At 72.0% G+C, this 23,525-nt stretch carries 18 protein-coding genes; 6 read left to right on the plus strand and 12 right to left on the minus strand.

The features are described from left to right. Positions 1–3 precede the first annotated feature (3 nt). On the plus strand, positions 4–1,218 hold the full coding sequence (locus AB0C36_RS17705) for a CaiB/BaiF CoA transferase family protein (protein ID WP_358355022.1): 1,215 nt from the start codon (positions 4–6) through the stop codon (positions 1,216–1,218). On the opposite strand, the gene AB0C36_RS17710 is transcribed toward AB0C36_RS17705, so the two are convergent. The 5 genes from AB0C36_RS17710 to AB0C36_RS17730 form a co-directional block, all read right to left on the minus strand. After that, a complete protein-coding gene (locus tag AB0C36_RS17710) occupies positions 1,207–1,704 on the minus strand; it encodes a type II toxin-antitoxin system RatA family toxin (RefSeq protein ID WP_358355024.1) in 498 nt (165 codons plus the stop codon). The two genes, AB0C36_RS17705 and AB0C36_RS17710, sit on opposite strands and share 12 nt — an antisense overlap. Before the next feature lie 5 nt (positions 1,705–1,709). After that, positions 1,710–1,895 carry a DUF397 domain-containing protein gene (locus AB0C36_RS17715; RefSeq protein ID WP_358355026.1) on the minus strand — a complete coding sequence of 62 codons (186 nt, stop codon included), beginning with the start codon at positions 1,893–1,895 and terminating at the stop codon, positions 1,710–1,712. Between the two features lie 381 nt (positions 1,896–2,276). After that, a complete protein-coding gene (locus AB0C36_RS17720; protein WP_358355028.1) occupies positions 2,277–2,795 on the minus strand; it encodes a hypothetical protein in 519 nt (172 codons plus the stop codon). Between the two features lie 74 nt (positions 2,796–2,869). Beyond that, positions 2,870–3,751, minus strand: coding sequence for an acyl-CoA thioesterase (locus AB0C36_RS17725; protein ID WP_358355030.1), 882 nt, complete (start codon positions 3,749–3,751; stop codon positions 2,870–2,872). A gap of 103 nt (positions 3,752–3,854) precedes the next feature. Next, positions 3,855–5,012 (minus strand): penicillin-binding transpeptidase domain-containing protein, encoded by a 1,158-nt coding sequence (locus AB0C36_RS17730; protein ID WP_358355032.1) that lies wholly within the window; start codon positions 5,010–5,012, stop codon positions 3,855–3,857. Positions 5,013–5,340: 328 nt separating this feature from the next. Here AB0C36_RS17730 and AB0C36_RS17735 point away from each other — a divergent pair, with 328 nt between their 5' ends. Both AB0C36_RS17735 and AB0C36_RS17740 read left to right on the plus strand, forming a co-directional pair. Beyond that, entirely contained in the window at positions 5,341–5,880 is a 540-nt protein-coding gene (locus tag AB0C36_RS17735; RefSeq protein ID WP_358355034.1) for an arsenate reductase/protein-tyrosine-phosphatase family protein, read from the plus strand. Between the two features lie 357 nt (positions 5,881–6,237). Continuing rightward, positions 6,238–7,593 (plus strand): DUF5685 family protein, encoded by a 1,356-nt coding sequence (locus AB0C36_RS17740; RefSeq protein WP_358355036.1) that lies wholly within the window; start codon positions 6,238–6,240, stop codon positions 7,591–7,593. Between the two features lie 153 nt (positions 7,594–7,746). Here the strand turns inward: AB0C36_RS17740 and AB0C36_RS17745 are convergent, their stop codons facing one another. The 6 genes from AB0C36_RS17745 to AB0C36_RS17770 all read right to left on the minus strand — a co-directional run bounded on the left by AB0C36_RS17745 (position 7,747) and on the right by AB0C36_RS17770 (position 19,220). Next, complete coding sequence (locus AB0C36_RS17745; RefSeq protein ID WP_358355038.1) at positions 7,747–10,044, minus strand: FdhF/YdeP family oxidoreductase; 2,298 nt, start codon at positions 10,042–10,044, stop codon at positions 7,747–7,749. Between the two features lie 49 nt (positions 10,045–10,093). After that, positions 10,094–11,359, minus strand: a complete 1,266-nt coding sequence (locus AB0C36_RS17750; RefSeq protein ID WP_358355040.1) for a globin domain-containing protein — start codon at positions 11,357–11,359, stop codon at positions 10,094–10,096. A 412-nt stretch (positions 11,360–11,771) separates the two neighbouring features. Beyond that, a complete protein-coding gene (locus tag AB0C36_RS17755) occupies positions 11,772–12,215 on the minus strand; it encodes a nitroreductase family deazaflavin-dependent oxidoreductase (RefSeq protein ID WP_358355042.1) in 444 nt (147 codons plus the stop codon). A 150-nt stretch (positions 12,216–12,365) separates the two neighbouring features. Beyond that, a complete protein-coding gene (locus AB0C36_RS17760) occupies positions 12,366–16,544 on the minus strand; it encodes a protein kinase domain-containing protein (protein ID WP_358355044.1) in 4,179 nt (1,392 codons plus the stop codon). Positions 16,545–16,878: 334 nt separating this feature from the next. Continuing rightward, entirely contained in the window at positions 16,879–18,066 is a 1,188-nt protein-coding gene (locus AB0C36_RS17765) for an acyl-CoA dehydrogenase family protein (protein WP_358355046.1), read from the minus strand. Next, positions 18,066–19,220, minus strand: coding sequence for an acyl-CoA dehydrogenase family protein (locus AB0C36_RS17770; RefSeq protein ID WP_358355048.1), 1,155 nt, complete (start codon positions 19,218–19,220; stop codon positions 18,066–18,068). Before AB0C36_RS17770 ends, AB0C36_RS17765 begins: the two co-directional genes overlap by 1 nt. Before the next feature lie 227 nt (positions 19,221–19,447). On the opposite strand from AB0C36_RS17770, the gene AB0C36_RS17775 reads away from it, so the two are divergent. From AB0C36_RS17775 to AB0C36_RS17785, 3 genes are all read left to right on the plus strand, one after another. Next, positions 19,448–20,518, plus strand: a complete 1,071-nt coding sequence (locus tag AB0C36_RS17775; protein WP_358355050.1) for a hypothetical protein — start codon at positions 19,448–19,450, stop codon at positions 20,516–20,518. Positions 20,519–21,114: 596 nt separating this feature from the next. Next, positions 21,115–21,651 (plus strand): ATP-binding protein, encoded by a 537-nt coding sequence (locus AB0C36_RS17780; RefSeq protein WP_358355052.1) that lies wholly within the window; start codon positions 21,115–21,117, stop codon positions 21,649–21,651. Positions 21,652–22,160: 509 nt separating this feature from the next. Then, entirely contained in the window at positions 22,161–22,397 is a 237-nt protein-coding gene (locus tag AB0C36_RS17785; protein WP_235052153.1) for a DUF397 domain-containing protein, read from the plus strand. A gap of 126 nt (positions 22,398–22,523) precedes the next feature. Here AB0C36_RS17785 and AB0C36_RS17790 read toward each other — a convergent pair whose 3' ends face one another. Continuing rightward, positions 22,524–23,390 (minus strand): Sco1979 family transcriptional regulator, encoded by an 867-nt coding sequence (locus AB0C36_RS17790; protein ID WP_358355054.1) that lies wholly within the window; start codon positions 23,388–23,390, stop codon positions 22,524–22,526. Positions 23,391–23,525: the final 135 nt, after the last annotated feature.

Consider the following 23,525-nt stretch of genomic DNA (forward strand, 5'->3'; position numbering starts at 1 on the left):
CTCATGACCACCTCGGAGCAGCCGTCCGCCGGACCTCTGGCCGGGATCACGGTGGTGACCCTCGAACAAGCGGTGTCCGCGCCGATGTGCACGCGTACGCTCGGCGACTTCGGCGCCCGCGTCGTGAAGGTGGAGAACCCGAAAGGCGGCGACTTCGCCCGGCACTACGACGACGTCGTGCACGGTCAGGCGGCGCACTTCGTGTGGCTCAACCGGGGCAAGGAGTCGGTCGCGCTCGACCTGAAGGACCCCACCGGGATGGCGGTGCTGCACCGCCTCCTGGACCGCGCCGACGTGGTGGTCTCCAACCTCGCGCCGGGGGCCACCGCCAAGTTGGGCATCACGCCGGACGATCTGGCCGCGCGGCACCCCGACTTGATCGCGGTCGAGGTCGACGGCTACGGCCCGGGCGGCCCGCTGTCCCACAAGCGGGCGTACGACCTGCTGGTGCAGGCCGAGTCGGGGGCCTGTTCGATCACCGGTCACCCCGGCGCCCCGGCCAAGCCCGGACCGCCGATGGCCGACGTGTGCACGGGTCTGTACGCGGCGATCTCGGTGCTGGCGCTGCTCGCCGGGCGCGGTCTCGGGAACGGGAACACCGCCGGACCCGCGGTGTCGGTGAGCATGTTCGACACGATGGCCGAGATGATGGGGTACGCGCTGACGTACACGCGGCACTCCGGCGTCGACCAGGTGCCGATCGGGATGGGCTCGCCCGCGGTGGCGCCGTACGGTGCGTACCGCACGGCCGACGGGCACACGGTCGTCCTCGGCACCACCAACGACCGCGAATGGCAGCGGCTGGCCAGGGAGTTGATCGAGCGCGCCGACCTCGCCGACGACGCCCGCTACGCGGGCAACGCCGACCGGGTGCGCAACCGCGACGTGCTGGACGCGGCGATCGCCGCATGGTGCGCCCGGCACCCGCTGGAGTACGTGCAGCGCCGCGCCGACGACGCCGGCATCGGCAACTCCCGCTACAACACGCCCAGCGACGTCATCGCGCACCCGCACCTCGCCGCCCGCGACCGCTGGCGCACCGTCGAAACTCCCGGCGGCCCGACCCCGGCCCTGCTGCCGCCGCCGGTCGTCGCGGGCTACGAACAGCCCATGGGCGCGATCCCGGCCCTCGGCGAGCACACCGGCGCGGTGCTCGCCGAACTGGGCTACTCCGCCGACGAGATCGCCGCGATGCGGGCGAGCGGATCAGCTCTCTGAGGGCGCCGCGCCCCGCGCCGCCGCCAGCACGACCGGATCGGAGCAGCCCCGCGCGTAGTGGGCGATCCGGCGCCTGATCTCACGCCGCAGGACGACGGTGCCGATCCGGTCGGCAAGCGGCGCGAGCCAGCGGGGGCGGCAGCCGAAGTTGTACCGCCAGACCGCGAGCGTACGGTCGGGATGCCCTTCGACTGGCGTGAACCGCCAACCACCGCCCATCTTGGCGAAGAACCACGAGCCTTCGACCATGCGCATACCGACGTTGGTGGGCGGCTGGTAGGACACGTACTCGCTGACCATGCGAAACCCGGCCCGATGGACCGTCAGGGTCCGTACGCCCTTGGCCGGTTCGGTGGCACCGTCGAGGAACCGCTGCCAACGGATGAACGGATCCCAGCGTTTGCGCACGTCGCCCGTTGTCTGTGACACGGCGAAGGCGGTCGCGATGTCGACGGGCACCTCGACCGAGGCCTCGACCAGAGGCATTCCCGCTACCTCAACCGGCGGTCGAGTGAGGACCACCGTTCCGGGGCGAAGCGGAGAGTCCCGTCGGCCGTGGCTCTGGAGTCCCGCACCAACAGCCCGACAGCCGGACAGGCGACCTCCACGCACTGCCCGTTGCCGCTGCCGCCGTACGACGAATTCCGCCACTGGGGCACCACCGCGTGCCTATGCATTGCGCAGCTCCTGCGATCGGCTTCGGATCAAGTTCATTGAGTCGACCGGTGACAGCGCGACCTTGTCGAGCCGTTCGCACGACCTCCGCACGAACCGCACCGAGCGCGGTGCTTCGGTGAGGACCGTTGCGCCGAACACTTCGGCCGCGGGCCGACGACGCGAGTGCCTCGCCCGGAAACCCGAACAGCGTCGCCCCCACGGCCGCCCCTACCCCCTGGGATCCGCTGGTGAACGGAACGATCCGAATTTGCAGCCCTGTTGTCTCCGTCAGATCGACCAGTTGCGCAACTGCGCACGCATCACCCCGACCCCAACGCCTCCGCCCGGCTCTTCGCCGGTGTAGGCGAACCGACCTGACCTGACCAGCCCTCGCGCCGCGCTCAGGTGTGTACCACCCGGGCGGTGCCGTGGAGGAGGTGGTGGGCGTCGCGTGCCTGCTCCAGGCTGTGCGCGAAGCGGGCGGCGGCCTCGGCCGGCGGGAGGCCGGTGATGTCGGAGGGCCAGGTCCCGGGCGGCACCACCGAGACGATCGCGATGCCGTGGTGCGCCGCGGCGTCGGTCCACGCGCTCGCGACCGGCGCGGGCGGGTCCATCTCCCAGATCTGCCGCTCGCCGAGCAGCAGCAGGCTGGTGAACTGCCCGCTGCGTACCTGCACTTCGGCGCTCGTGGCGGGCGGTTCGCCGAACGCGGGGACGAAGCCGCTCTCTTGCGCCTGATTCAGCAGCGTCGGGTAGGAGCCGGTGTCCACCTCGACCACCGCCTCCGGGAGCGGGACCTCGGCACCGGACTCGCGCAGCGCGAATGCGATCTTCATGGGCGTCGCGCCCCGGCGGTCCGGCGCGGGATCCCCGGCGGGCTTCCCTGTCGAGTCCGCCGCGGTGTCTTCGGAACTGGCCATGCCCTGATCAACGCCGCACCCGCGCCACCGTTCCGGCCCGTCCCCCGGACGCCGTAACCGCCCCGGAACGCGGGTCAGTGCTGGCGGATGACGGCTTCCTGGACGGCGTGCGCGACCAGGACGCCGTCGTGGTTGTAGAACTCGCCGATGGCGAAGCCGCGCGCGTCCTGGGCGGTCGGGGAGGCCTGCGCGAACAGCAGCCACTCGTCGGCCCGGAAGGGGCGGTGGAACCACATCGCGTGATCGAGCGAGGCCATCTGGAGGTTCTGCGGGTCGGTGATGTGCGGGGCAGCGGCGGTGCCGGCCAAGGTGAGGTCGGACATGTACGCCATCGCGCACACGTGCAGCAACGGGTCGTCGGGCAGCTTCTCGGCGGCCTTCATCCACACCCGCTGGTGCGGAATGCCGTCGGTGAGGTGCGTGATGGCTCCCGGGTCCTTGGGGACAAACCGCATGTCCATGACCAGCCGGGTCTGGGAGACCTCGTAGTGGTCGCGGGCGGAGCGCGGCAGGCCCTCGTACGGGTCGGGCAGGTCCTCGGGGCGCGGCACGTCCGGCATCGCGCGGCGGTGCTCGGGCGTGTCCTCGGGGACCTTGAACGACGCCGAGAGGGTGAAGATCGTCTCGCCGTTCTGCACCGCCATCACGCGCCGGGTGGTGAAGGAGCGGCCGTCGCGCACCCGGTCGACGAGGTAGATGATCGGCGAGGTCGTGCGTCCCGGACGCAGGAAATAGGCGTGCAGGGAGTGCACGTGCCGGTCGGCGGTGACCGTACGCCCGGCCGCGACGAGGGCCTGCGCGGCCACCTGCCCGCCGAAGGCGCGCAGTGGCGCCCCCGCGTGGCAGGTGCCGCGGAAGATGTTCTGCTCGATCTCGTCGAGGCTCAGCAGGTCGACGAAGCTCTCGGCGCGGCCGCCGGCGAAGGCGACCGGGCGGTCCTCGGGAAGATCGCTCACCTGGTCATGGTGCCAGATGGCGGGGTCCGGAGCGATGGCCCACGACCACGAGATTCCTCACGTCGCGGCAGGCACCGGCCCCCGTCCCTCGCGGCGGCGCCCGTCATGCGGGGACTGCGGACAGGAAGCTCCGCACAATCGGTCCCGCGGAGCCCGAGCCCGACTCGCCGCCGATGACGACCACGGCCACCGCGATGTCGCCCCGGTAGGCCACCATCCAGCCGTTCGTGCCGTTGCCGACCTCGGCGGTGCCGGTCTTGGCGCCCACGCCGGGCATGCCGCGGAAGGTCGACGCCGCGGTCCCGCTGGTCGCGCAGGCCCGCATCATGTCCTTGATGCCGGACACCACGTTCTTCGGCAGCGGCTTGGTGTTCTTGTACGTCTCCCCGCCCCGGACCAGGACCGGCTGGTGGAACTGTCCGGTGACGGCCGTGGCGACCACGGAGGCCATGGTCATCGGGTTCATCTTGAGCGAGCCCTGCCCGATCATCTGGGCTGCCTTGTCGGCGTCGTCGGCGGCCGCCGGCACCGTGCCGTCGGTGGTCCCGCCTTCGCCGACCTGCCAGGCGTTGCTGTTGAGGCCGAAATAGTCGGTGGAGAAGGTGGCGAGCTCGGAGTCGCCGATCTTCGAGCGCAACTCCACGAACGCGGTGTTGCAGGACCGCGCGAAGTCCTGCCGGAAGGTGGCGTCCGGGATCTCGAAGTTGTCGACGTTGTGGAAGGCCTGCCCGGCGACGGCCGTCTTCGGGCACGGCACCTTCGTGTCCGGGGTGACGACACCCTTCTTGAGCAGCAGCGCCGACGAGACGATCTTGAACGTGGAGCCCGGTGCGATCACCCCCGACATCCCGGTGTCGTTGACAGTCGCGACGATCTCGCCGGTGTGGATGTTCAGCGCCACCAGCGACGCCTGCGGCTTGCCCGCGGTCGCCTGCTCCGCGGCGGCCTGCAACTCCGGTACGCGGGTGCCCGACCCCGGCCCGGTCTCGGCGGCGGTCGGCGACGGCGACGCGGAGGTCGACGGCGGGGCGGAGGAGGGCGGCGGCGGGACCGTCGGTGCGGCGTTCGGTGCGGCGGGGCCGGTCGGGTACGGCCGGTCCGAGACCGACGAGACCGGCGCGCTGCTGTCCGAGCCCTCGCCGTCGTCGGCGACGAACTGCCGGTATCCGATGACACCGCCGACGGCGATGACGCCGATCAGGATCAGGCCCATGACGGCTCCGAGCATGCCTTTGGCGGTCGACGCGGTGCGATGCGACATAGCTGTGAAATCCGTTCCCCCGTGGCGCACACGCGGCTGAAGGCGTGCGACAGACCAGTTGCTTGTGTGTGGCGGACGGCGATGCTAGTCCAGCGCGGCGACAGGACCGCCCCCGTGACGCCGGACGTGACCGGATAGCAATCCGCGGAGAAGCGCGGAGAAGCGCGGAGAAGCAAACAGAACCCGGAAGTAGCAACGGGAACCCGAAGTGGCCCCAGGTCACCGGCTTCTCACGCGGCGTCAGGAACCGAAGACCGACGGGCCCAGAGCGGAACGGACGGGCCGTCCCGCCGACGGCCGGTGCCGGGGGCGGCAGTACGGTGACCGCGTGATCCTTGTTGTCTGTACCGGGAACATCTGCCGCTCGCCGATGGTCGAGGCCATGCTGCGCCACCACCTCGCCGAGGCGGGGCTGCGCGACTGGCCGGTGGCGTCCGCCGGCACGCTCGGCTGGGGCTCGGCGTCGATGACCGAGGAGAGCGCGCAGGTGCTGGAGGAGTACGGCGTGGCGGCGCACGACCACACGAGCCGCAAGCTGACCCCCGAGATGCTGGACGCCGCCGACGTCGTACTCGGCATGACCCGCGAGCACATCTGGGGGATCTCGGCGCGCTCGTCCGACGCCGAGTCGCGCGCGTTCGTGCTGGGGGAGCTGGCCCGACTCGGTGAGAAGGTGGGCCCACGCGGCGACGCTCCGTTGCGCGAGTGGGTCGCCGAGGTCGACGCGCTGCGTGACGTTCGGCGCATGGCGCGCTCGGACGACGAGTTGGCGGATCCGCTCGGTGAACCGATCGAGACGTACCGCAAGCTCGCCGTACGCGCCGATGCGCAGGTGCGCCGGTTGGTCGGCCTGCTCGCCGGACGGTAGCCCGCGGGGCGGGCCCCAAGGCAAGGCCGCACGGCAGACGCTCGCACGGCAGACGCGCGCAAGGCGGTCCCGCCGGGACGGGCCGGGACAGTCCGGGGCAGCCCTCCGTACGTCAACAGTCGGTCAACGGGCAGCCAACTTGCTGCCAAGAGCAACCCGGACGCGACGGCGCCGCAGCGGCGCCGCGCCCCGAACTGGTCTGCTGTGCGCGGGCAGCGCCGATCCGCGGTCGAGCCGCTCGACCCCGCCGCCCGGGGGCGGACGGGAGATCGCGCTGATCGCTACCCTGATGCACCATTGCCGGGCCGACGCGGACGGCCGGGGGCGGCATCCAAGTGGCAACGGGGAGGGACACGCGTGTTCGGGATCATCAGGCCGTGTCGGCACCGGCTGACCGACGGGCTGCGCGAGGCGTGGATGGCGCATCTGTGCGGGTTGTGCCTGGCGCTGCGCGACGACCACGGGCAGGCGGCCCGCATCGCCACCAACTATGACGGGCTGATCATCTCGGTTCTCGTCGAGGCCCAGGCGGAGCCGGACAAGGCGGCGTCCGGGCGGCGCAAGGCGGGACCGTGCCCGCTGCGCGGCATGCGCACCGCGGAGATCGCGAAGGGCGAGGGCGCGCGCCTGGCCGCCGCGGTCTCGCTGGTGCTGGCGTCCGCGAAGATGCGCGACCACGTCGAGGACGGGGACGGCGTGTTCGCCCGCCGGGGCGTCGCGGGAGGCGCCCGCCGCATCGCGACCCGCTGGGCGCGGCAGGGCGAAGGGACAGGTCACGACGTCGGGTTCGACACGGCCGTGCTGACCGAGGCGGTCGGCAGGCAGGGCGAGATCGAGGCGTTGGCCGGTCCCGGTACGTCCGTCCTCGTCGTCACCGAGCCCACCGAGACCGCCACCGCCGCCGCCTTCGCGCACACGGCCGTACTGGCCGGACGGCCCGAGAACGCCGAGTCGCTCGCCGAGGCCGGCCGCCTCTTCGGCCGCCTCGCGCACCTGCTCGACGCGGTCGAGGACGTATGGGAGGACCGCGAGTCGGGCTCCTGGAACCCGCTGCTGGCCACCGGGACCGGTCCGGACGAGGCGTACCGGCTCTGCCGCGACGCCGCCCACGGCATCCGCCTCGCCTTGCGTGACGTCACCTTCGTCGAGCAGCGTCTCGTGCACACGCTGCTTGTGCACGAGGTCGACACGGCCGTGGACCGCACCTTCGAGCACGCCGGGTTCCCGATGAAGCGGACGCGCGGGCACTCATGTTCGGCACGCAAAAGTGCGACCGGGGCAGAACCCCGTGCGGCCTCCGGGCCCGGCGCCACCGGCCTTCTGGACGGAACCAAGGTCGTGGCTTCCTGGCCGCAGAGCCCGCCCGGCCACCAGCCTCCGCCCTCCGGTCCCGGAAACCCGTTCGGGCCGCAGCAGCCGGGTGACCCGTGGCGTACGCCGATCGGTCCGGCCGGTCCCGGCGGTCCCGGCGGCCCTGGTGGTCCCGGCCGCGGACCCGGGCGGCGCCACAACGCCCTCGTCGCGTGCCTCATCTGGGTCGGCCTGTGCTGCACCTGCCAGGCCTGCTGCCGTGACGAGTTCACCGACCCCTGCACGGGCCAACAGCGTCAGGGCTGCTGCAACAACTGCGACTGCGACCCCGGTTGCTGCGAGTGCTGCAACTGCGGCGATTGCTGCGACGGCTGCGACTGCGGTTGCGACTGCGGCTGCTGACGACGCCGCACCGACAGCCGCGGGGAACACAGCGCAGAATCACAGCGCAGAACCGTCGCGCGGAACCACTGGGAACCATCCGCGCTGGGGACCCCGTGTGTCGGCCCGCCTGACGCGTACGTCGAGCGGGCCGACCAGGCCGAAGACCGTCGGTCACATGTCGCGCGGCTCCAGTCGCACGATCACCGACTTCGACGTCGGCGTATTGCTCACCTCGGCCGTACTGTCCAGCGGCACCAGCACGTTCGTCTCCGGGAAGTACGCCGCCGCGCACCCGCGCGCGGTCGGGTACGCCACCACGCGGAACCCGGGCGCCCGCCGCTCCACGCCGTCCGTCCACTCGCTCACCAGGTCGACCGTCGCCTCGTCCGCGACGCCCAGTTCGGCCAGGTCCGCCGGGTGCACGAACACCACGCGGCGCCCCGCCTTGATCCCCCGGTAGCGGTCGTCCAAGCCGTAGATCGTGGTGTTGTACTGGTCGTGCGACCGCACGGTCTGGAGCACCAGCCGCCCGGTCGGCACCTGCAACACCTCCAGGGCGTTCACCGTGAAGTTCGCCTTGCCCGTCGCCGTCGGGAATCGCCGCTCGTCACGCGGCCCGTGTGGCAGCACGAAGCCGCCCGGCACCCGGACGCGCCGGTTGAAGTCCGCGAATCCGGGCACCACCCGCTCGATGCGCTCCCGGATCAGGTTGTAGTCGTCGCGGAACGCCCGCCACGGCACCGCGACCCGGTCACCGAGGACGCGCTCGGCCAGCCCGCACACGATCGCGACCTCGGAGCGCAGTTCGCGCGACGCGGGCGCGAGCCGCCCCGTCGACGCGTGCACCGCGCTCATCGAGTCCTCGACGGTCACGAACTGCTCGCCGCCCGCCTGCACATCGGCCTCGGTACGCCCCAGGCACGGCAGGATCAGCGCCCGCCGCCCCGGCACCGCGTGCGAGCGGTTCAGCTTCGTCGACACCTGGACCGTCAGGGCGGTGCCGCGTAGCGCGGCCTCCGTCGCGGCCGTGTCGGGCGTCGCCGCCACGAAGTTGCCGCCGACCGCCATGAAGACCTTCACGCGGCCGTCGCGCATCGCCCGGATCGTGTCCACGACGTCGTGCCCGTGCTCGCGCGGCGGCGCGAAGCCGAACTCGGCCTCCAGCGCGTCCAGGAAGGCGGCCGACGGCTTCTCGTAGATGCCCATCGTGCGGTCGCCCTGCACGTTGCTGTGCCCGCGTACCGGGCACACGCCGGCGCCCGGGCGTCCGATATTGCCGCGCAGCAGGAGGAAGTTGACGACCTCACGGATGGTCGGCACCGAATTGCGGTGCTGGGTCAGGCCCATGGCCCAGCACACGATCACCCGCCGGGACTTGAGGACCTGCTGGTGGATTCGTTCGATCTGCGCCCGGGGCAGTCCGGTCGCCGCCAGGACGTCGTCCCAGTCCGTGGCGTGCACGTCGGCGGCGAACTCGTCGAATCCCGCGCAGTGTTCGTCGATGAACGGGCGGTCGAGGACGGTGCCCGGCGCGGCGTCCTCCGCCTCCAGGAGCAATCGATTCAGCGCACGGAACAGCGCGAGGTCGCCGTTCACCCGGATCTGCGCGAACTCGTCGGCCAGCGCCGTGCCGTGGCCCGCGATTCCGTTGGGCCGCTGCGGGTTCTTGAACCGCATCAACCCCGCCTCGGGCAGCGGGTTGACGGCCACGATGTGGGCACCCGCGCGCTTGGCCTTCTCCAGCGCGGACAACATGCGCGGGTGGTTGGTCCCCGGGTTCTGGCCCACGACCAGGATCAGGTCGGCCCGGTGCATGTCCTCCAGGGACACGCTGCCCTTGCCGACGCCGATCGTCTCGCTCAGCGCCGAACCGCTCGACTCGTGGCACATGTTCGAGCAGTCGGGGAGGTTGTTGGTGCCGAACGCCCGCACGAACAACTGGTAGGCGAACGCCGCCTCGTTGCTCGTCCGCCCCGACGTGTAGAACGCCGCCTCGTCCGGCGAACCGAGCGCGGCCAGTTCCTCCGCGATGATGCCGAACGCCTCGTCCCACCCGACGGACGCGTAGTGCGACGCCCCGTCCGCCAGGTACATCGGGTGCGTCAGCCGCCCCTGCTGCCCCAGCCAGAAGTCGGTGCGCTCCGCCAGCGACGCCACCGAGTGCGCCGCGAAGAAGTCCGGCGTCACCCGGCGCAGCGTCGCCTCCTCGGCGACGGCCTTCGCGCCGTTCTCGCAGTACTCGCCGATCGGGCTGCGGTGCTCGCCCTCGGGCCACGCGCACCCCGGGCAGTCGAAGCCGTCCTTCTGGTTCACCTTGAGGAGGGTGAGCGCACTGCGGCGTACGCCCATCTCCCGGCCGGCGTGCTTGAGCGTGGCAAGGACCGCGGGCACGCCCGCGGCGTACCGCTTCGGCGACCCCACCGTCATACCGCTGTCGTCGAAGTCTCCGACCGGTGGTTTGCCGACCATGTCCTCGCCTGCCTTTCGTGCCGATGCCGAGTACACGGTACGCCCGCCGCTATCCGGCGCCGAGCACGCGCTCCCCCTGGGAGACGGTGTCCAGGCTCTCGGTCAGCAGGCGGCCCGGCGCGACTCCCAGGTCCAGCGTCAACCGGCTGGTCGTCGCGCGCACCATCGCCGCGGAACCGCTGATGAACACGTCGTGGTCGTGCCAGTTGCCGTAGCGGGCGATGATGTCCGGCAGCGTGCCGCGGGCGCCGTCGAACGAGTGCTCGTCGGAGACGGCCGGCACCACGTGCAGCCACGAGTACATCTCGGACATGAGGGCGAGCGAGCGTACGTCGTACAGCTCCGAACTGTGCCGCGCGCCGATGAACACATAGGCCTGGTGCGCGAGCTGGCGCTGTGCCATGTGCTCGACCAGCGCCTTGATCGGGGCGAGGCCGGTGCCGCCCGCGATGCACAGCGCCCGGCGCAGCGACTCGCCGCGCATGACCAGCGCGCCGCGCGCCGGGCCGAGTCGTATGTGGTCGCCGACGCAGGCGCGGTGCACGAGGGCCTGGCTGACCCAGCCGGCCGGAAGCGCGCGTACGTGCAGTTCCAGCAGGCCGTCGGCGCGCGGTGCGTTGGCTATCGAGTAGTGCCGCCACACGCGGGGCCACCAGGGCGTCTCGACGGTGACGTGCTGGCCGGGGCGGTAGGGGAGCGGGCGGTCGGGGGCCACCGTGATGATCGCGATGTCCGGTCCGCGGTGCTCGTGGGCCACGATGCGCGCGTCCCACCACGGCGGCGAAGCGGCCGCGTCCTGCTCGGCGGCGTCGATCATGATCCCGGCCGCCCACCCGTAGAGCGCCGTCCACGCGTCACGTGTGGCGGCGTTCCAGCGGCCGCCGGAGTACCGGGCGAGCGCGCCGATCAGGGCGCTGCCGACGGCCGCGTAGTGCTCGGGCAGGACGCCGTACTTGCGGTGGTCGCGGCCTAGCTGGCGCAGGAACTCGCGATGCGCCTCCGGGGCGTGCGCACCGGCGCCGAGGCGCAGCAGCGCGGCGAGGAGGCGGTCCCGTTGCGCGTCCATCATCGGCGGGAACATCGCGCGCAGGTCGGGGCGGTCGATGAACAGCAGCGCGTAGAAGTGCGACACCAGGTCGTGGGCCATCGGCGCCACGGCGGCCAGGCTCTCCTGGATCAGCCGCGGGTCGAGCGGCTCGTGCGGACCGGCCGGGGGAGCGGTGGGTTGCGGCGGCACGGGCCCGGACACCTGGGCGGGCACCCGATCGACGGGCGGGACGTCGGCGGCCCATTGCGGCGCCTGATTGCTGTTCATATGTCGCACCCGGACAACCTGAGCATGGCGGAACGCACCCTCATGGACTCGGAGCGTGACCGGCCGGGGGCGGACTGATGGGCGTCACCGGTGCCGGTCGCGAGGACGGAGCCTCATGAACGTAGGGCGCACACGGGTGCACGGAGCCCGGGTTCGGGCGAAGTGGATCGCGCGGGGACAAGCGCGGCGTAACGTGGACCAGTTGCCTGCGAGGTTCGTGGGGCGAGGGCGACCCCGTGCGGTTGCACGGGCGCGCGCACGGATCCACGTGTCAGTGCACCCGGCGGCACGCAACGACGCACCACGACACGCAACGACGCACCACGGCACAACTCGATGCACGCACTCGGACACACGAGCGGGGCGCATGCCCGGGTGCGTACGCAGGCGCCCCGCGGTGTGCCCGAGCGCGTCAGCCGCCGTCGTTCGCCTCCAGGACGAAGACGGGGATCTGCCGGTCGGTCTTCTTCTGGTAGTCGGCGTAGTCGGGGTACGCGGCGACCGCGCGCTCCCACCACACCGCCTTCTCGTCCCCGGTGACCTCACGCGCCGTCATGTCGCGGCGCTCCCGGCCGTCCTGCAACTCGACCTGGGGGTCGGCGACGACGTTGTGGTACCAGAGCGGGTGCTTGGGCGCGCCGCCGAGCGACGCCACCACCGCGTACACGCCGTCGTGTTCGACCCGCATGACCGGCGTCTTGCGGAGCTTGCCGCTCTTGGCGCCGCGCGTGGTCAGAACGACAACGGGCATACCCCTTATGGTCGTGCCCTTGGTGCCGCCGGAGCTCTCGTACTGCTCCACCTGGTCGCGCACCCACTTGGTCGGGCTCGGCTCGTACTCGCCGGTGAGCGGCATGGTGATTGTCCCTTCCTGTCGGTAGCCCAAGGTCTACCACCGGGGACGGGGTGTATCCCATGAGCCGCTCCGCACAGACGCCCGAACGGAGGCGCCGAACTTTCGCCGGGTCACCCCGCCGTGTCACCCCGCCGTGTCACCCCGCCCGTGTCACCCTGTTGTACGCCCGAACTCCGCTGCCACCAACTGGTTCGCGCTCACCGCCGCCGCCATCGCGTCCGTCCCCGCGAGCACCGCGCGCCCGAACTCCAACACGGGCCGCTCCGACCAGCCCGGGGCCGCCGGGTATGCCCGGCCGGACGTACGCACCGCCGACGCGCCCGCGCGCAGCATCGGGTTGGGCCCGAAGACCGCCTGCTCGGGCACCGTGCGCGGCGAGAGCGCGCCGGCTGTCCGGGACACCTGGTCGCGCCACGAGTCCGTCGCGAGCAGCGCCAGCAACTCCACGGCCGCGGGTACGTCGCGGCACTTGGCCGACACCGCAAGAGCGGTCCCCTGCACACCCACCGCCCCCGGCGCGTCGGCGGTACGCCCCGGCATCGCGAACGCGTTGAGCTGTTGCCCGAGTGCCGCGTCGGCCGCGAGCGCGGTCGGGTGCAGGGAGGCGGAGCCGACGACGGAGGCGGCCCGGCCGCGGGCGAACAGCTCGCCCACCTTGAGGCCGTCCTCGGTCAAGTCCTGGGCTTCCGGGGCGTATTGCTGCAAACGGCGGAAGAACCGGACGCCGTCGATCGACCCGGGGAGGTCGAACGCGCCCCGCCACGTGTCCCCTTCGCGCAGCGCGAGCGCGCCGCCGGAACCCCACATCAGCGACGCGAGCACGTGCCACGAGCGGCCGGGCAGCCAGAGCGGTCGGAACTCGCGGTCGTCGGCGAACTGCGTACGCAACTGCTCAAGGCCGTCGACCCATTGCTCGCGGGTGCTCGGGACCGCGACGCCCGCCTCGGCGAACATGCCCTGGTGGTAGAGCACCACGGGAGCCGAAGCGGTCAGCGGCATCCCCAGCAACCGGTCGCCGGCCTTGACCGCGGACTGGACCGCCGGGAGCCATGCGCCGGTGTCGAAGCGGTCCTGGTAGGGGGCGAGGTCGATGATGCGGCCCGCCGCCTGGTGGGCGGCCAACGACAAGATGTCGACCTCGAACACGTCGGGCGCGGTGTCCTGGCCGGTGCCGAGTTCGGACACGAGAGCTCGCGCGTAGCCGGACGACTCCTTCGACTCCGCCGCGAGCCGCAGGCGGCTGTCGGTCCCGCGCAACGCCTCGGCAATTTCCTGGAGCTGACCGGCCGTCACCGAGCCCTGCCGGAACCACACGCGAAGCGGTGCCGCCGGGGCGGGCGCGGCGGGGCCGGGGGCCGCGGCGGGCGGGGCCGCGACCGGCGCGGTGCGTACCGGCTTCGTGCTGCCGCCGTCGCCCCACAGCACCGCGCCGGTTGCCGCCCCCGCGAGCACCGCCGCGCCTCCGGCGACCCAGGCGAGGAAGCGGCGCCGCTCGGCCTTGGCCTCCGAACGCTGCCGTGCGGCCGCGGAGTTCGCGGCTTCGGGGGCGGTCGCCGAGGCGCCGGTCTTCGACGGGGTGTCGGGGCGTGGGGCGTCCGCGGCGCGCGGGCGTGAGTTGTTCGGACCGGTCGGGCGGTCGTGGTTGCGCTCGCGGCTCCAGTCGTCGGTACGGCCGCGGCCGCGCGTACGCTCCCGGTCGTCGCCCGGGCGACCGGGGCGACCGGGCTGTCCGGCGTGTCCGGCGTGACCGGTGGACGACGCGCGGCGTGTGCCGCGTGAGCCTTCGCGTGTCGCATCGTGCGGTTCGCCGCGTTGTCCGTCGCGCTGCCCGCCGTACTGTCCGCCGTGCTGTCCGTTGCGACCGCGTCGCACGGCCCCCGCGGGCTTGCCGGGGAGGTCGGTGACGCCGGGCGGTGCGGTGACCGAGGCGCGGGGCGGCAACGGCTCGTCGTCGTCCACGAGTTCGGCCTCGACGATTTCGGCGTCGAGGATCTCGTCGGCGGGCAGGGCGGTTTCGACGGTCTCGACAGTGATGACGGGCCCGTCGGGCTCGGGCCGTGCGGCCCGCCCGCGGGCTTGCCGGGACCCGGCGGACGTCGTGTTCTCGGCGGGCCCGGGGGACTTGGCGGCCTTGGTGGCGTTCTTCGGCATCGGCGAGGCGGCCACGTGTGCCGACGATGTCTCGGCTGCTTCAACGGCTTCGGCTGCTTCAAGGACTTCTGCAGCTTCGGCAGCTTCGGCAGCTTCGGCTGTTTCGACAGCGTCGAGGGATTCGGCGGCCGGTTGTGACCCGGCGGTGCCCGGCTTCCCCGGCAACGGGGTGGCGGTCGGCTTGGTGAACTGCCCGGCGCCGGGTCCGCCGACCGGCCGGCGCGGCGCCGCCGATGCGGTGGACGCCGCCTCTTGCGGAGCTCCGGATCCGCGGTCGCCCGACGGCTGGTCCGAGGAGCCGCGCTCTGCGGTACGGCCCTCCGAGCCGTCGCCTGGCCTCGCCTTGGCAGCCGCTTCCGGTGCCGCGGCCGGATCCGCGGCCGGTTCCGGAGCCGAGGAGGCGGCACTCGTGGCCGCGGGCTCCGCCACCTTCGAGATGGCGGAGCCCCGGTCGGCGGTGAACGCACCCGCGCCCGGCCCGCCGACCACCGCCTGCCCGGCGGCTTCCGGGCCCGCCGGCTGCTGTGCTCCCACCCGCCGACCGCGGGAGGGCCCGATGCGCGTGGAGGCGCCCGGGCCGCGCGGGATCGGCATCGGAAACCGCCGCTCCGGTGCGGGAGTTGCCGGTGGCGTCGGCGGTTCGGGCGTCTCGCGTACGTCGGCCGCCGCAGTGCCGGGAACCGCGCCGTCGGCGGTAGCGGCACCCGCCGCCGCGCGGGCCTCCGCGGCTGCCCTCTCGACATGCAGTGCGGCGCCCGGGCCGCCGATCATCTTCGGCTGCCGCGCCGGCGGCAGGTCGCGGTTCGGCGCGCCTGATGCGGGCGCTTCCTCGGACACCGGGCGCGCGGCGCCGCTCGGGCCCACTCCGGACGCGATGTCCGGGCTGTCGGCAGTCAGGCCATCGGTGTTCCGATCCGCAACCGCGCCTTGTGCGACCGTCGCCGGGGCACTCGCGGGCCGTGCCGACGCGTCCCGGAACGGCCGGGCTCCCGGCGGCACGCTCGGCTGCGGCGGAACTCGCGACGGAGTGCCCGGAGGATTACCCGGCGCGTTGCCGGGCGGATTGCCCGCCGGCGGGACTGTCGCGGCAACCGGCGTCGCGGTCACAGGCGTTGGCGGTGCCGCCGACGCCTGCGCCACGGCCGGCGTCACCGACTGCGTCACAGACTCCGTGATCGGCCGCATCACCGGCTGCGTCGGCGCCGCACCGGCCGAACGGGCGGACGGGGAGGGCGGACCAGGCGGCGTACGCGGCACCATCGTCGGGCCCGTCCCCGGTGTGGCCGCCCCCGAGTGCGCCCACACCGTGGCTGCGCGCTGCGCAACCTCCGCCGCGATGCCGTGCGGCAGCCAGCCGGGGCCGTCGAGTTCGCTCGCGGTGGCCGCGTGCACCTGGGCCGGAGTGGGCCGGTCCTCCGGCGCCTTCGCCAGACACGCGGCGGCCAACTCGCGCAGCCACGACGGCAGGACGCGCAGTTCGGGGATCCCGTACAACACCCGCTCGGTGACGCCCGGCGCCGTGTCGGCGCCGAACGGGCCGGTGCCGGTGGCCGCGTGGACGATGACGCAGCCGAGTGAGAACACGTCGGCGGCCGGGCCGACCCGGCGCCCGTCGAGTTGCTCGGGCGCGCGGAAACCGGGGGAGGGCAGCACCGTGCCGACGACGACCCCGGCCTCGGTCACCGACGGGCCGTCGGGGCTGCGGGCCACCCCGAGGTCGACCACGCGGGGTCCGTCCGGTGCCAGCGACACCTGGGTGGGCCCGAGGCGTCCGTGCACAAGGCCGACGCCGTGCAGCGCCTCGAGTGCGGCGGCGAGTCCGGCCGCGAGCGTGCGGACGGTACGCGGGGGCATCGGCCCGTACTTCGCGACCGCCTCGCCCAGTCCCGGTCCCGGCGTGTAGGAGGTGGCGAGCCACAGCACCGGTCCGTCGGTGCACGCGTCCAGCACGGGCACGGCGTAGGGGCATGCGATGCGTTCGGCCGCAGCGACGTCGTGGGCGAAGCGCGTGCGGAACGCCGGGTCGCGGGCCGGCACGGGGCGTACCGCCTTGAGTACGATCGGGCGGCCTTCAGGGGTCGCGCCGAGGAAGACCTGGGCGGTGGCGCCCTCCCCGAGCACGGCCACCAGGCGGTGGCCGCCGATCTGCCGCGGATCGTCCTTGTGCAGCGGCCGCATCGCACTCCCTCACTCGGCCCGGGCGGCGGCGCCGCACGCCGTTGCCCCACACAGGCCACCTTGTGGGAACGGTGGTCAGCACCAGGCCGAGATTTCCGCCCCACCGGACGGGGACGCAGTCTGCCAGATGTCGGGCGGCCGTTTTGGCGCATCACCAACGGGCGCCCGGTCAACGCCTGCTGACGGTCCGTCGTACGCGCCGGTAGCTCCGCTGACCGGAGCGGGCGTGTCGGGCGGCGGCCGGGAGTGGTCACGGCACGCGCACGGCGCGACACCGCAAGGGACGGATGTGCCCCGCGTCACGCGCGTGACGGCGTGGCACATCCGTCCGAAATCAGCGGGCTCTCGGCAGGCCGAGGCGGTGCTCCGCGATGTTGTTGCGCTGGATCTCGCTCGTGCCGCCGTAGATGGTGGTCACCGGCGCGTCACGCGCCGCGAGGTCCACGAACCCCCAGTCCTCGCCCGCCCCGTGTGTGGGGGAGAGCAGGCCGGCCGCGCCCGCCATCTCCTGGCAGGCCTCCGCGGCGCGGTTGTATGCCTCGCTCGCGAACAGCTTCGCGACCGAACCCTCGGTGGTCGGCAGTCTGCCCTGGCTGGCGAGCAGCGCCGGGCGTACCGCGAGTAGTGCGGTGATCTCGTTGTCGACCGCGATGCGTGCCAGGCGGCGCCGCACTCCCGGATCGTCGATCAGGCGGGTGCCGTCGGTCCGTTCGGCGGTGCGGGCCCAGTCGGCGAAGCGGCGCAGCAGCGTCACGCCCTGGTTCATGTTGCCGAACACGCCGCGCTCGTACGCGAGTGCGACCTTCATGACGTCCCAGCCGCCGTCGACCTCGCCGAGCCGCCACCGGTCGGGCACGTGCACGTCGGTGAAGTAGGTGATGTTCGTGCGGTCGCCGCCCATCGTGTCGACGGCCTGGAACTCGATGCCCGGCAGGTCCATCGGCAGCAGGAACATCGTGAGGCCGCGGTGCTTGGGCAGGTCCGGGTCGGTGCGCGTGAGCAGGATGACGTACCCGGCCTCGTGCACCAGCGTGGTGAACATCTTCTGCCCGTTGACCAGCCATACCGGCTCGTCGCCGGGGTGGCCGGGGATGCGCTCGGCGCGCGTCGCGGCGGCGGCCACGTCCGAGCCGGACCCGGGCTCGGAGTAGCCGAGGGCGGCGATGGCCTCGCCGCTGTGGAAGTGCGGCAGGACCTCGCTGATGTGGAAGTCGCTGCCGATCTGCTCGATGATCCCGGCCACGAGCATCGCGTTGGCGAGCCCGTAGAAGGGGGCACCGGCGAGGCCCATCTCGTCGAACAGCACGTACAGTTCGAGCGGATCGCGCCCGGTGGCCCGGCCCGCGCCCGCCATGCCCTCGGCGATGATGCCGGTGGCCGCGAGCGCGCGGTGGAACTCCCAGTCGTGGAACGTGCCGGTGCGGTGGGCGCGTTCGACCATCTCGGGGGTGAGGTGGTCGGCGATGAAGCGGCGGATCGAGGTGCGGAACTCCTCGACGGACGGCTTGGGTGCGAAGTCCATCAGTGCGCTTCCTCCGTGCTCACCGCGTCGATGGCGCCGGTGGCGTCGATCGCGTGTGCCGCGCCGCCGCCGGCCGCGCCTGCGGCGCCGACCGGGCCGAACAGCCGGTCCGCCAGCGCCAAGTACTCCTCGTCGGGATCGCCCAGCACCAGCGGCCAGCCGCGCGCCCGCCGGTAGTGGAGCTGGATGTCGTACTCCAGCGTCACGCCGTAACCCCCGTGGTAGTGCAGCGCGCGGTACGTCGTGTTGCGCGCCACGTCGGTCGCGGCCAGGAACGCCATGGACGTCAGGCGGCCCGCCTCGTCGGCGTCGCCCTCGTCGTCGGTCCACGCGGCCCTCGCGGTCAGCAGGCCGACGCCGTCCAACGGCGCGACCAGGTCCGCGAGTCCCTGCTGCACGGCCTGGAAGGCGGCGATGGGCCGGTCGAACTGACGGCGTTCCAGGGTGTAGGCGATGCCGATCTCCAGCGCTCGCGTCGCGAGGCCGGTCAGTGCCGCGGCGACGCCGAGCTGCCAGTCCGTACGCATGCGCGCGTGCAGGGCGTGCGCCTCGCCGCCGCTCGCGAGGACGATGCGCTCCGCGACCGCGTCGCCGCGCAGCGGCCGGTCGGCCAACGGCGCGCACGCGTGGTTCGGGGGAGCCGTCATCGGGGCGTCCGAGCGCACCGCGACCAGGTCGTCTCCGTCGAGGCCGACGACCGCGTCCGCGACGGCGCCGCCCGGCACCAGCCGCGCCACGCCGTCCACCGCGGCATGCAGCGCGGGCACCGCGACGATGTCGCCCTCGACCGCCTCCGCGAACCACTCCGCCCCGCTGCCGGCGGCGGTACGCGCCAGTGTGCGCATCGCCGCGACGTGCTCCGCGAGCGGCACGGGGGCGAGTGCCTTGCCGGCCTCGACCATGAGCAGGACCAGGTCGACCGCGGTCGCCCCACCGCCGCCCAGCTTCTCCGGCACGCCCATGCCGGGCGCGCCCGTCTCGCGCAGCCGGGCCCAGAGGGCGGGGGCGTGCCCGAGGGGCTCGGCATCGCGTACGACCGTTATGGGACAGCGGTCCGCGAAGAACCTCGCGAAGGCGTCCCGGACCGTCTTCTGGTCCTCCGTCAGTTCCAAGTCCACCTTGGCACCGTAGCGGCCGACCCCCTCGATTGACATGGTCAAACAGGCCGTGACGTGCACCGCATCCATGCGGCAAGATCTCGATCTCGTGACATTACTCGTCGGTAGGTGACCGCACCGGCTGCGGCTGACAAGATCGACGGCGCGAGTGACAATCCGGAGAAACAGCACTCATGCGGAGGCCGGATCCGGTCGGCGACCCCGACCCGGTCCGCTCGGCCCCGGTGGGTGAAGGGAGATCGGCTGTGCGTACGTTCCGCCGCGTGGCGTTGGCACTGGTGCTTCTGCTGGGGATCGGTTTGATCGTCTTCCCCCTGGCGGACGGCCTGCCCAAGAAGACCCAGGGCGTCGACAACGTCCAGGACACCTTCCGCGACGCGATGTCCAAGGAAGGGCTCAAGACCAGTCGTGAGGACCTGGTCACGATGCAGCTCATGCTGGCGCAGTTGCAGGGCGAGACCCTGCCCGCGCTCGGCGCGCGCATCGGCATGAACCCCCAGCAGACCCAGCAATTCCTCGGCGCGCGCTTCGACAAGGTCGGGGCGGGCCTGGGACAGGTCGACGAGATCATGCCCCGCTTCGACCACCTTGTTCTGGTGATGGAGCAGCAGGGGCAGAACTTCCGGGAGGCCGACGAGATTCCCACGTCGCACCTGCCTAACACGGCGGTGACCTACCTGTTCCTCATCCCCGGCATCATCCTCACGGTGGTCGGTGCCGCGGGCCTCTTCTTCTCGTTCCGCCGCCCCGGCCGCTCGGTGGTCCCGACGATCGCGCTCGGCGTGGCCGTCGCCATGGGCGCGGTCATCGTGGTGGGCACGCTCGTCACCGACCAGATCGGGAAGACGCAGTCCGCCGAGAAGATGTTCGACGCGTTCCGCCCGACCTTCACGGACGAGGGCTACAACCGGGCGCGCACCGACCTGGACGTGCTCGAGGGCATGGCCACGCAGATGCAGACCGAGGTCATCCCCTTCCTGGCCACGACCGCCGGGCAGACCCCCGAGCAGTACACCGCGGGCCTCGCGTCGCAGTACCAGGACCTGGGCAAGGGCCTCGCGCAGCTGCCGCGCATCCTGGGGCGCTTCGACGGCATGGTCGAGGACATCGGCCACAACATCGAGAGCTTCAAGGACGCCGACAGCATCCCGACCGAGGACACGCCGGTAAGCCAGGTGCCGTGGTACCTCATGATCCCGGGCATCGGCCTCATCGTCGTCGCGGGTGCGGCACTGCTGCCGATCGGGCGCCGGGACGGCGGCACGCCGTCGGCCCCGCCGTCGTCGGGGACCCCCGCCGGCGCCTCGCCCGTCGGCTCGGCGCCGCGCGCCTGACGGAACCGACGTACGCGGCCTTCTGCGGGCCCGTACAGCCCCTCGCACCACCGCTCCGACACCGGGCGGCCCCGCGCAACTCGCGGGGCCGCCCGGCTGCGTTTTGCGGGTTTCGCCGGACGCCCCCGAAACCGCCGGGCGCTCCCGCGGCGGCGCCTGCGCCATCCCGGGCCGGCTTCCGCGGCGACTACGTCCGGTAGGCGCGGAGCGTTGGCCGGTCCTCGCCGGATGGACATCGCCCGGGAGGGGCCCCGGTGGCTGGTGTGACGCAGGACACGATCAACAAAACGGAAATGTCGCTCGAAATCATGCCGCTTTGCCGCGTGCACCCTTACGATGCACGTGCATCCGAGGCATGCAGCTGCATAAATCGAGACTGCACGTGCATCTGGTCTTGCACACGCCGTGAGCATCGCCATAATGAACAGGGTGCACGCGCGATCGGTAAGCGCGCGGATACGCGTCGGCGGGCCGGTTCGATTCGCGGGAGGCAAGACGGTGGTCGCAACGCCCCACCGCTGCATCGGAGCGGGCCCGGTGCGCTTACGAGAGGCGCGGGGGTCGCGCCTGGGTCGGCTGCCCGCCCGGAGGTGCGCATGACCGCCGTCAGCGCCGCGGGATTCTCCGTGGCCACCCTTTTCCGCATGGACATGCCGGGTGGGGACTCCCCGGCGTCCGAGGGCGGAGCCGTCACCGACATCGCCGTGCGGGCCCTGGGCCCGCGCCGTGATTCGGTCAAGGCGGCGCGAGATTTCGCCGCGGACACGCTGGCACGCTGGGGAGCCGCCCAGTTGTCCGACGATCTCTCGCTCGTGGTGTCCGAACTGGTCACCAACGCCTTGTGCCACGGTGTCGCAGGCGGGCCCGGCGGCGGGGACGACCCCGGCGCCGGCACCGTCGGACACCCCGTGCAACTGGCTTTGCTGCGCAAGGGGATGCGTGTGATGTGCGCGGTCCAGGACCCCGGGGAGGGCCTTCCGGCCCCGCGGGATCCGGGCGACGGCGCCGAGACCGGGCGCGGTCTGCATATCGTCGAATGCTTCAGCAGTTCGTGGGGCTGGTTTCCGTTGACCGGTGTCGCCGGACGGACCGGGAAAGTGGTCTGGGCGATGTTCCGGATACCCGGGCAATAGCCGGGGAAATTTGACGCGAGTTAGGGAAGTACGGCAACCCGCCGTGCTTCCTGTGCGTATACGGGTGATCGCGAACGGCGTTCACTGTGCTATTTGTCATTCTTCCCTCCGGAAACTCGGCGAGTGCCTTCCGGCAATGCGCTCCGGAATGTCCGGAATTTTCCGCCCGGCTTGGGCGATTTGCTGTCCCATGATCGTTGTGAACGATTTCCGCCGCATCGTGCGCCCATTTCTTAAGCCATTCTTAGGCGCCCTCTGTAATGCTTCTTATAGGGCGTCCGGAGCTTGTGTGGCGATGTGTGGGCGTGCGCTATCATCACTTCCGTACGCTGCATTTGCATGGTCAGATGCACGTGCAGATACAAGTGGCAGGGACACGGCGAACGGTGTCGGGAACGGCGGGAGCCTCCCGTACGGTCGGCTCCGGGCGCGACGAACGGCACAGGTCGTACCACCGGGGGTGGGCAATCGTCGCCGGTTCGCCCGGCAAGAGGTCCAGGAGACATGTCATGCACGGAACGCACAACGGGATGCCGGCCGGGTCTCTGCACGGGGTTACGTGGCAGAAGAGCCGGCGCAGCAACTCGCAGGGCAACTGCGTCGAGATGGCCGCGTTGCCTGACGGGGACATAGCCGTGCGCAACTCGCGGTTCCCGGAAGGGCCCGCTCTGATCTACACCCGCGCCGAGATCGTGGCCCTCATCCTGGGCGCGAAGGACGGCGACTTCGACAACCTCATCGCGTGACCGCGCCCGGCCCACCGCGTGGGCACGTGCCTGTCCGGCACGGGACCCGCGGGTCGTGGCCCCGCGCGACGGGGTGAGGGGACAACGCAGACGGGCCGCACCGGGTGACCGGCGCGGCCCGTACTGTCAGGTCTCCTTGAGGATCCTGGCGAGCAGGTCCACACTTCGGTCCGGCGGCAGGCCGTCGACGCTGAGCCGCTCCATCACCTCGGTGTACTGGTCGACGTCGTCGCGCTTGTCGAGGTACAGCGCACTCGTCAACTGCTCGAGGTAGACGACGTCCGGCAGGTCCGGCTCGGGGAAGCGCAGCAGCGTGAAGGGCCCGCCCTCCGCCGCGTGCGCGCCGAACCGGAACGGCATCACCTGAATCGTCACGTGTGGATGCGCGGCCGCGTCGATCAAATGCTGGATCTGACCGCGCATCACGTCGCGACCGCCTATCGGGCGGCGCAGCGCGGCCTCGTCGAGCACCGCCCACAGTCGGGGCGGCCGATCGCGCTCGAGGATCAGTTGACGCTGCGTACGCAGGCCCACGCGGCGCTCGATCTCGGGCGCCGCGGCGTTCGGCTGGCCGGCGACAATCACCGCTCGCGCGTAGTCCGCCGTCTGCAACAGGCCCGGGACGAATTGCACTTCGTAGGTGCGGATCACCGACGCCGCTTCTTCCAGGCCGACGTACACCTGGAACCAGCTCGGCAGGATGTCGCCGTAACTGTGCCACCAGCCCGTGGCGTTCGCCTCCCGGGTAAGGTTCAGCAGAGCCTCACGCTCCGTCTCGTCCGTCACGCCGTACATCGTCAGCAGGTCCGCGACGTCGCGGTCTTTGAAGCTGACACGGCCCAGCTCCATTCGACTGATCTTCGATTCGGAGGCCCGGATCTCGTACCCCGCGTCCTCCCGCGAAATGCCTTGGGCCTCGCGGAGACGACGAAGTTGGGAGCCGAGGAGAATACGGCGAACCGTCGAGCCGCTCCCCGGCTGCGCTGTGGGCATACGTCCTACCTCCGGCAGAATGGACCAGCGCATAGTATGACAGCGCCATCTCGCGTGTCCCCGAAACGCGGGATCAACGGTTGCTTCACGCCATCTTGCTACGTACCACGATCACCGTGAAGGATCATCGACCTG

This window comes from Streptodolium elevatio (genome assembly GCF_040649515.1).
Taxonomy (GTDB): Bacteria; Actinomycetota; Actinomycetes; order Streptomycetales; family Streptomycetaceae; genus Yinghuangia; species Yinghuangia elevatio.

What these genes read in the sequence shown, in the direction of transcription:
- AB0C36_RS17710 (WP_358355024.1), bottom strand. Translation starts at nt 1,704, where the DNA reads ATGCCTCTGGTCGAGGCCTCGGTCGAGGTGCCCGTCGACATCGCGACC.
- AB0C36_RS17790 (WP_358355054.1), bottom strand. Translation starts at nt 23,390, where the DNA reads ATGCCCACAGCGCAGCCGGGGAGCGGCTCGACGGTTCGCCGTATTCTC.
- AB0C36_RS17770 (WP_358355048.1), bottom strand. Translation starts at nt 19,220, where the DNA reads ATGTCAATCGAGGGGGTCGGCCGCTACGGTGCCAAGGTGGACTTGGAA.
- AB0C36_RS17715 (WP_358355026.1), bottom strand. Translation starts at nt 1,895, where the DNA reads ATGCATAGGCACGCGGTGGTGCCCCAGTGGCGGAATTCGTCGTACGGC.
- AB0C36_RS17785 (WP_235052153.1), top strand. Translation starts at nt 22,161, where the DNA reads ATGCACGGAACGCACAACGGGATGCCGGCCGGGTCTCTGCACGGGGTT.
- AB0C36_RS17730 (WP_358355032.1), bottom strand. Translation starts at nt 5,012, where the DNA reads ATGTCGCATCGCACCGCGTCGACCGCCAAAGGCATGCTCGGAGCCGTC.
- AB0C36_RS17765 (WP_358355046.1), bottom strand. Translation starts at nt 18,066, where the DNA reads ATGGACTTCGCACCCAAGCCGTCCGTCGAGGAGTTCCGCACCTCGATC.
- AB0C36_RS17760 (WP_358355044.1), bottom strand. Translation starts at nt 16,544, where the DNA reads ATGCGGCCGCTGCACAAGGACGATCCGCGGCAGATCGGCGGCCACCGC.
- AB0C36_RS17755 (WP_358355042.1), bottom strand. Translation starts at nt 12,215, where the DNA reads ATGCCGCTCACCGGCGAGTACGAGCCGAGCCCGACCAAGTGGGTGCGC.
- AB0C36_RS17745 (WP_358355038.1), bottom strand. Translation starts at nt 10,044, where the DNA reads ATGGTCGGCAAACCACCGGTCGGAGACTTCGACGACAGCGGTATGACG.
- AB0C36_RS17705 (WP_358355022.1), top strand. Translation starts at nt 4, where the DNA reads ATGACCACCTCGGAGCAGCCGTCCGCCGGACCTCTGGCCGGGATCACG.
- AB0C36_RS17720 (WP_358355028.1), bottom strand. Translation starts at nt 2,795, where the DNA reads ATGGCCAGTTCCGAAGACACCGCGGCGGACTCGACAGGGAAGCCCGCC.
- AB0C36_RS17780 (WP_358355052.1), top strand. Translation starts at nt 21,115, where the DNA reads ATGACCGCCGTCAGCGCCGCGGGATTCTCCGTGGCCACCCTTTTCCGC.
- AB0C36_RS17750 (WP_358355040.1), bottom strand. Translation starts at nt 11,359, where the DNA reads ATGAACAGCAATCAGGCGCCGCAATGGGCCGCCGACGTCCCGCCCGTC.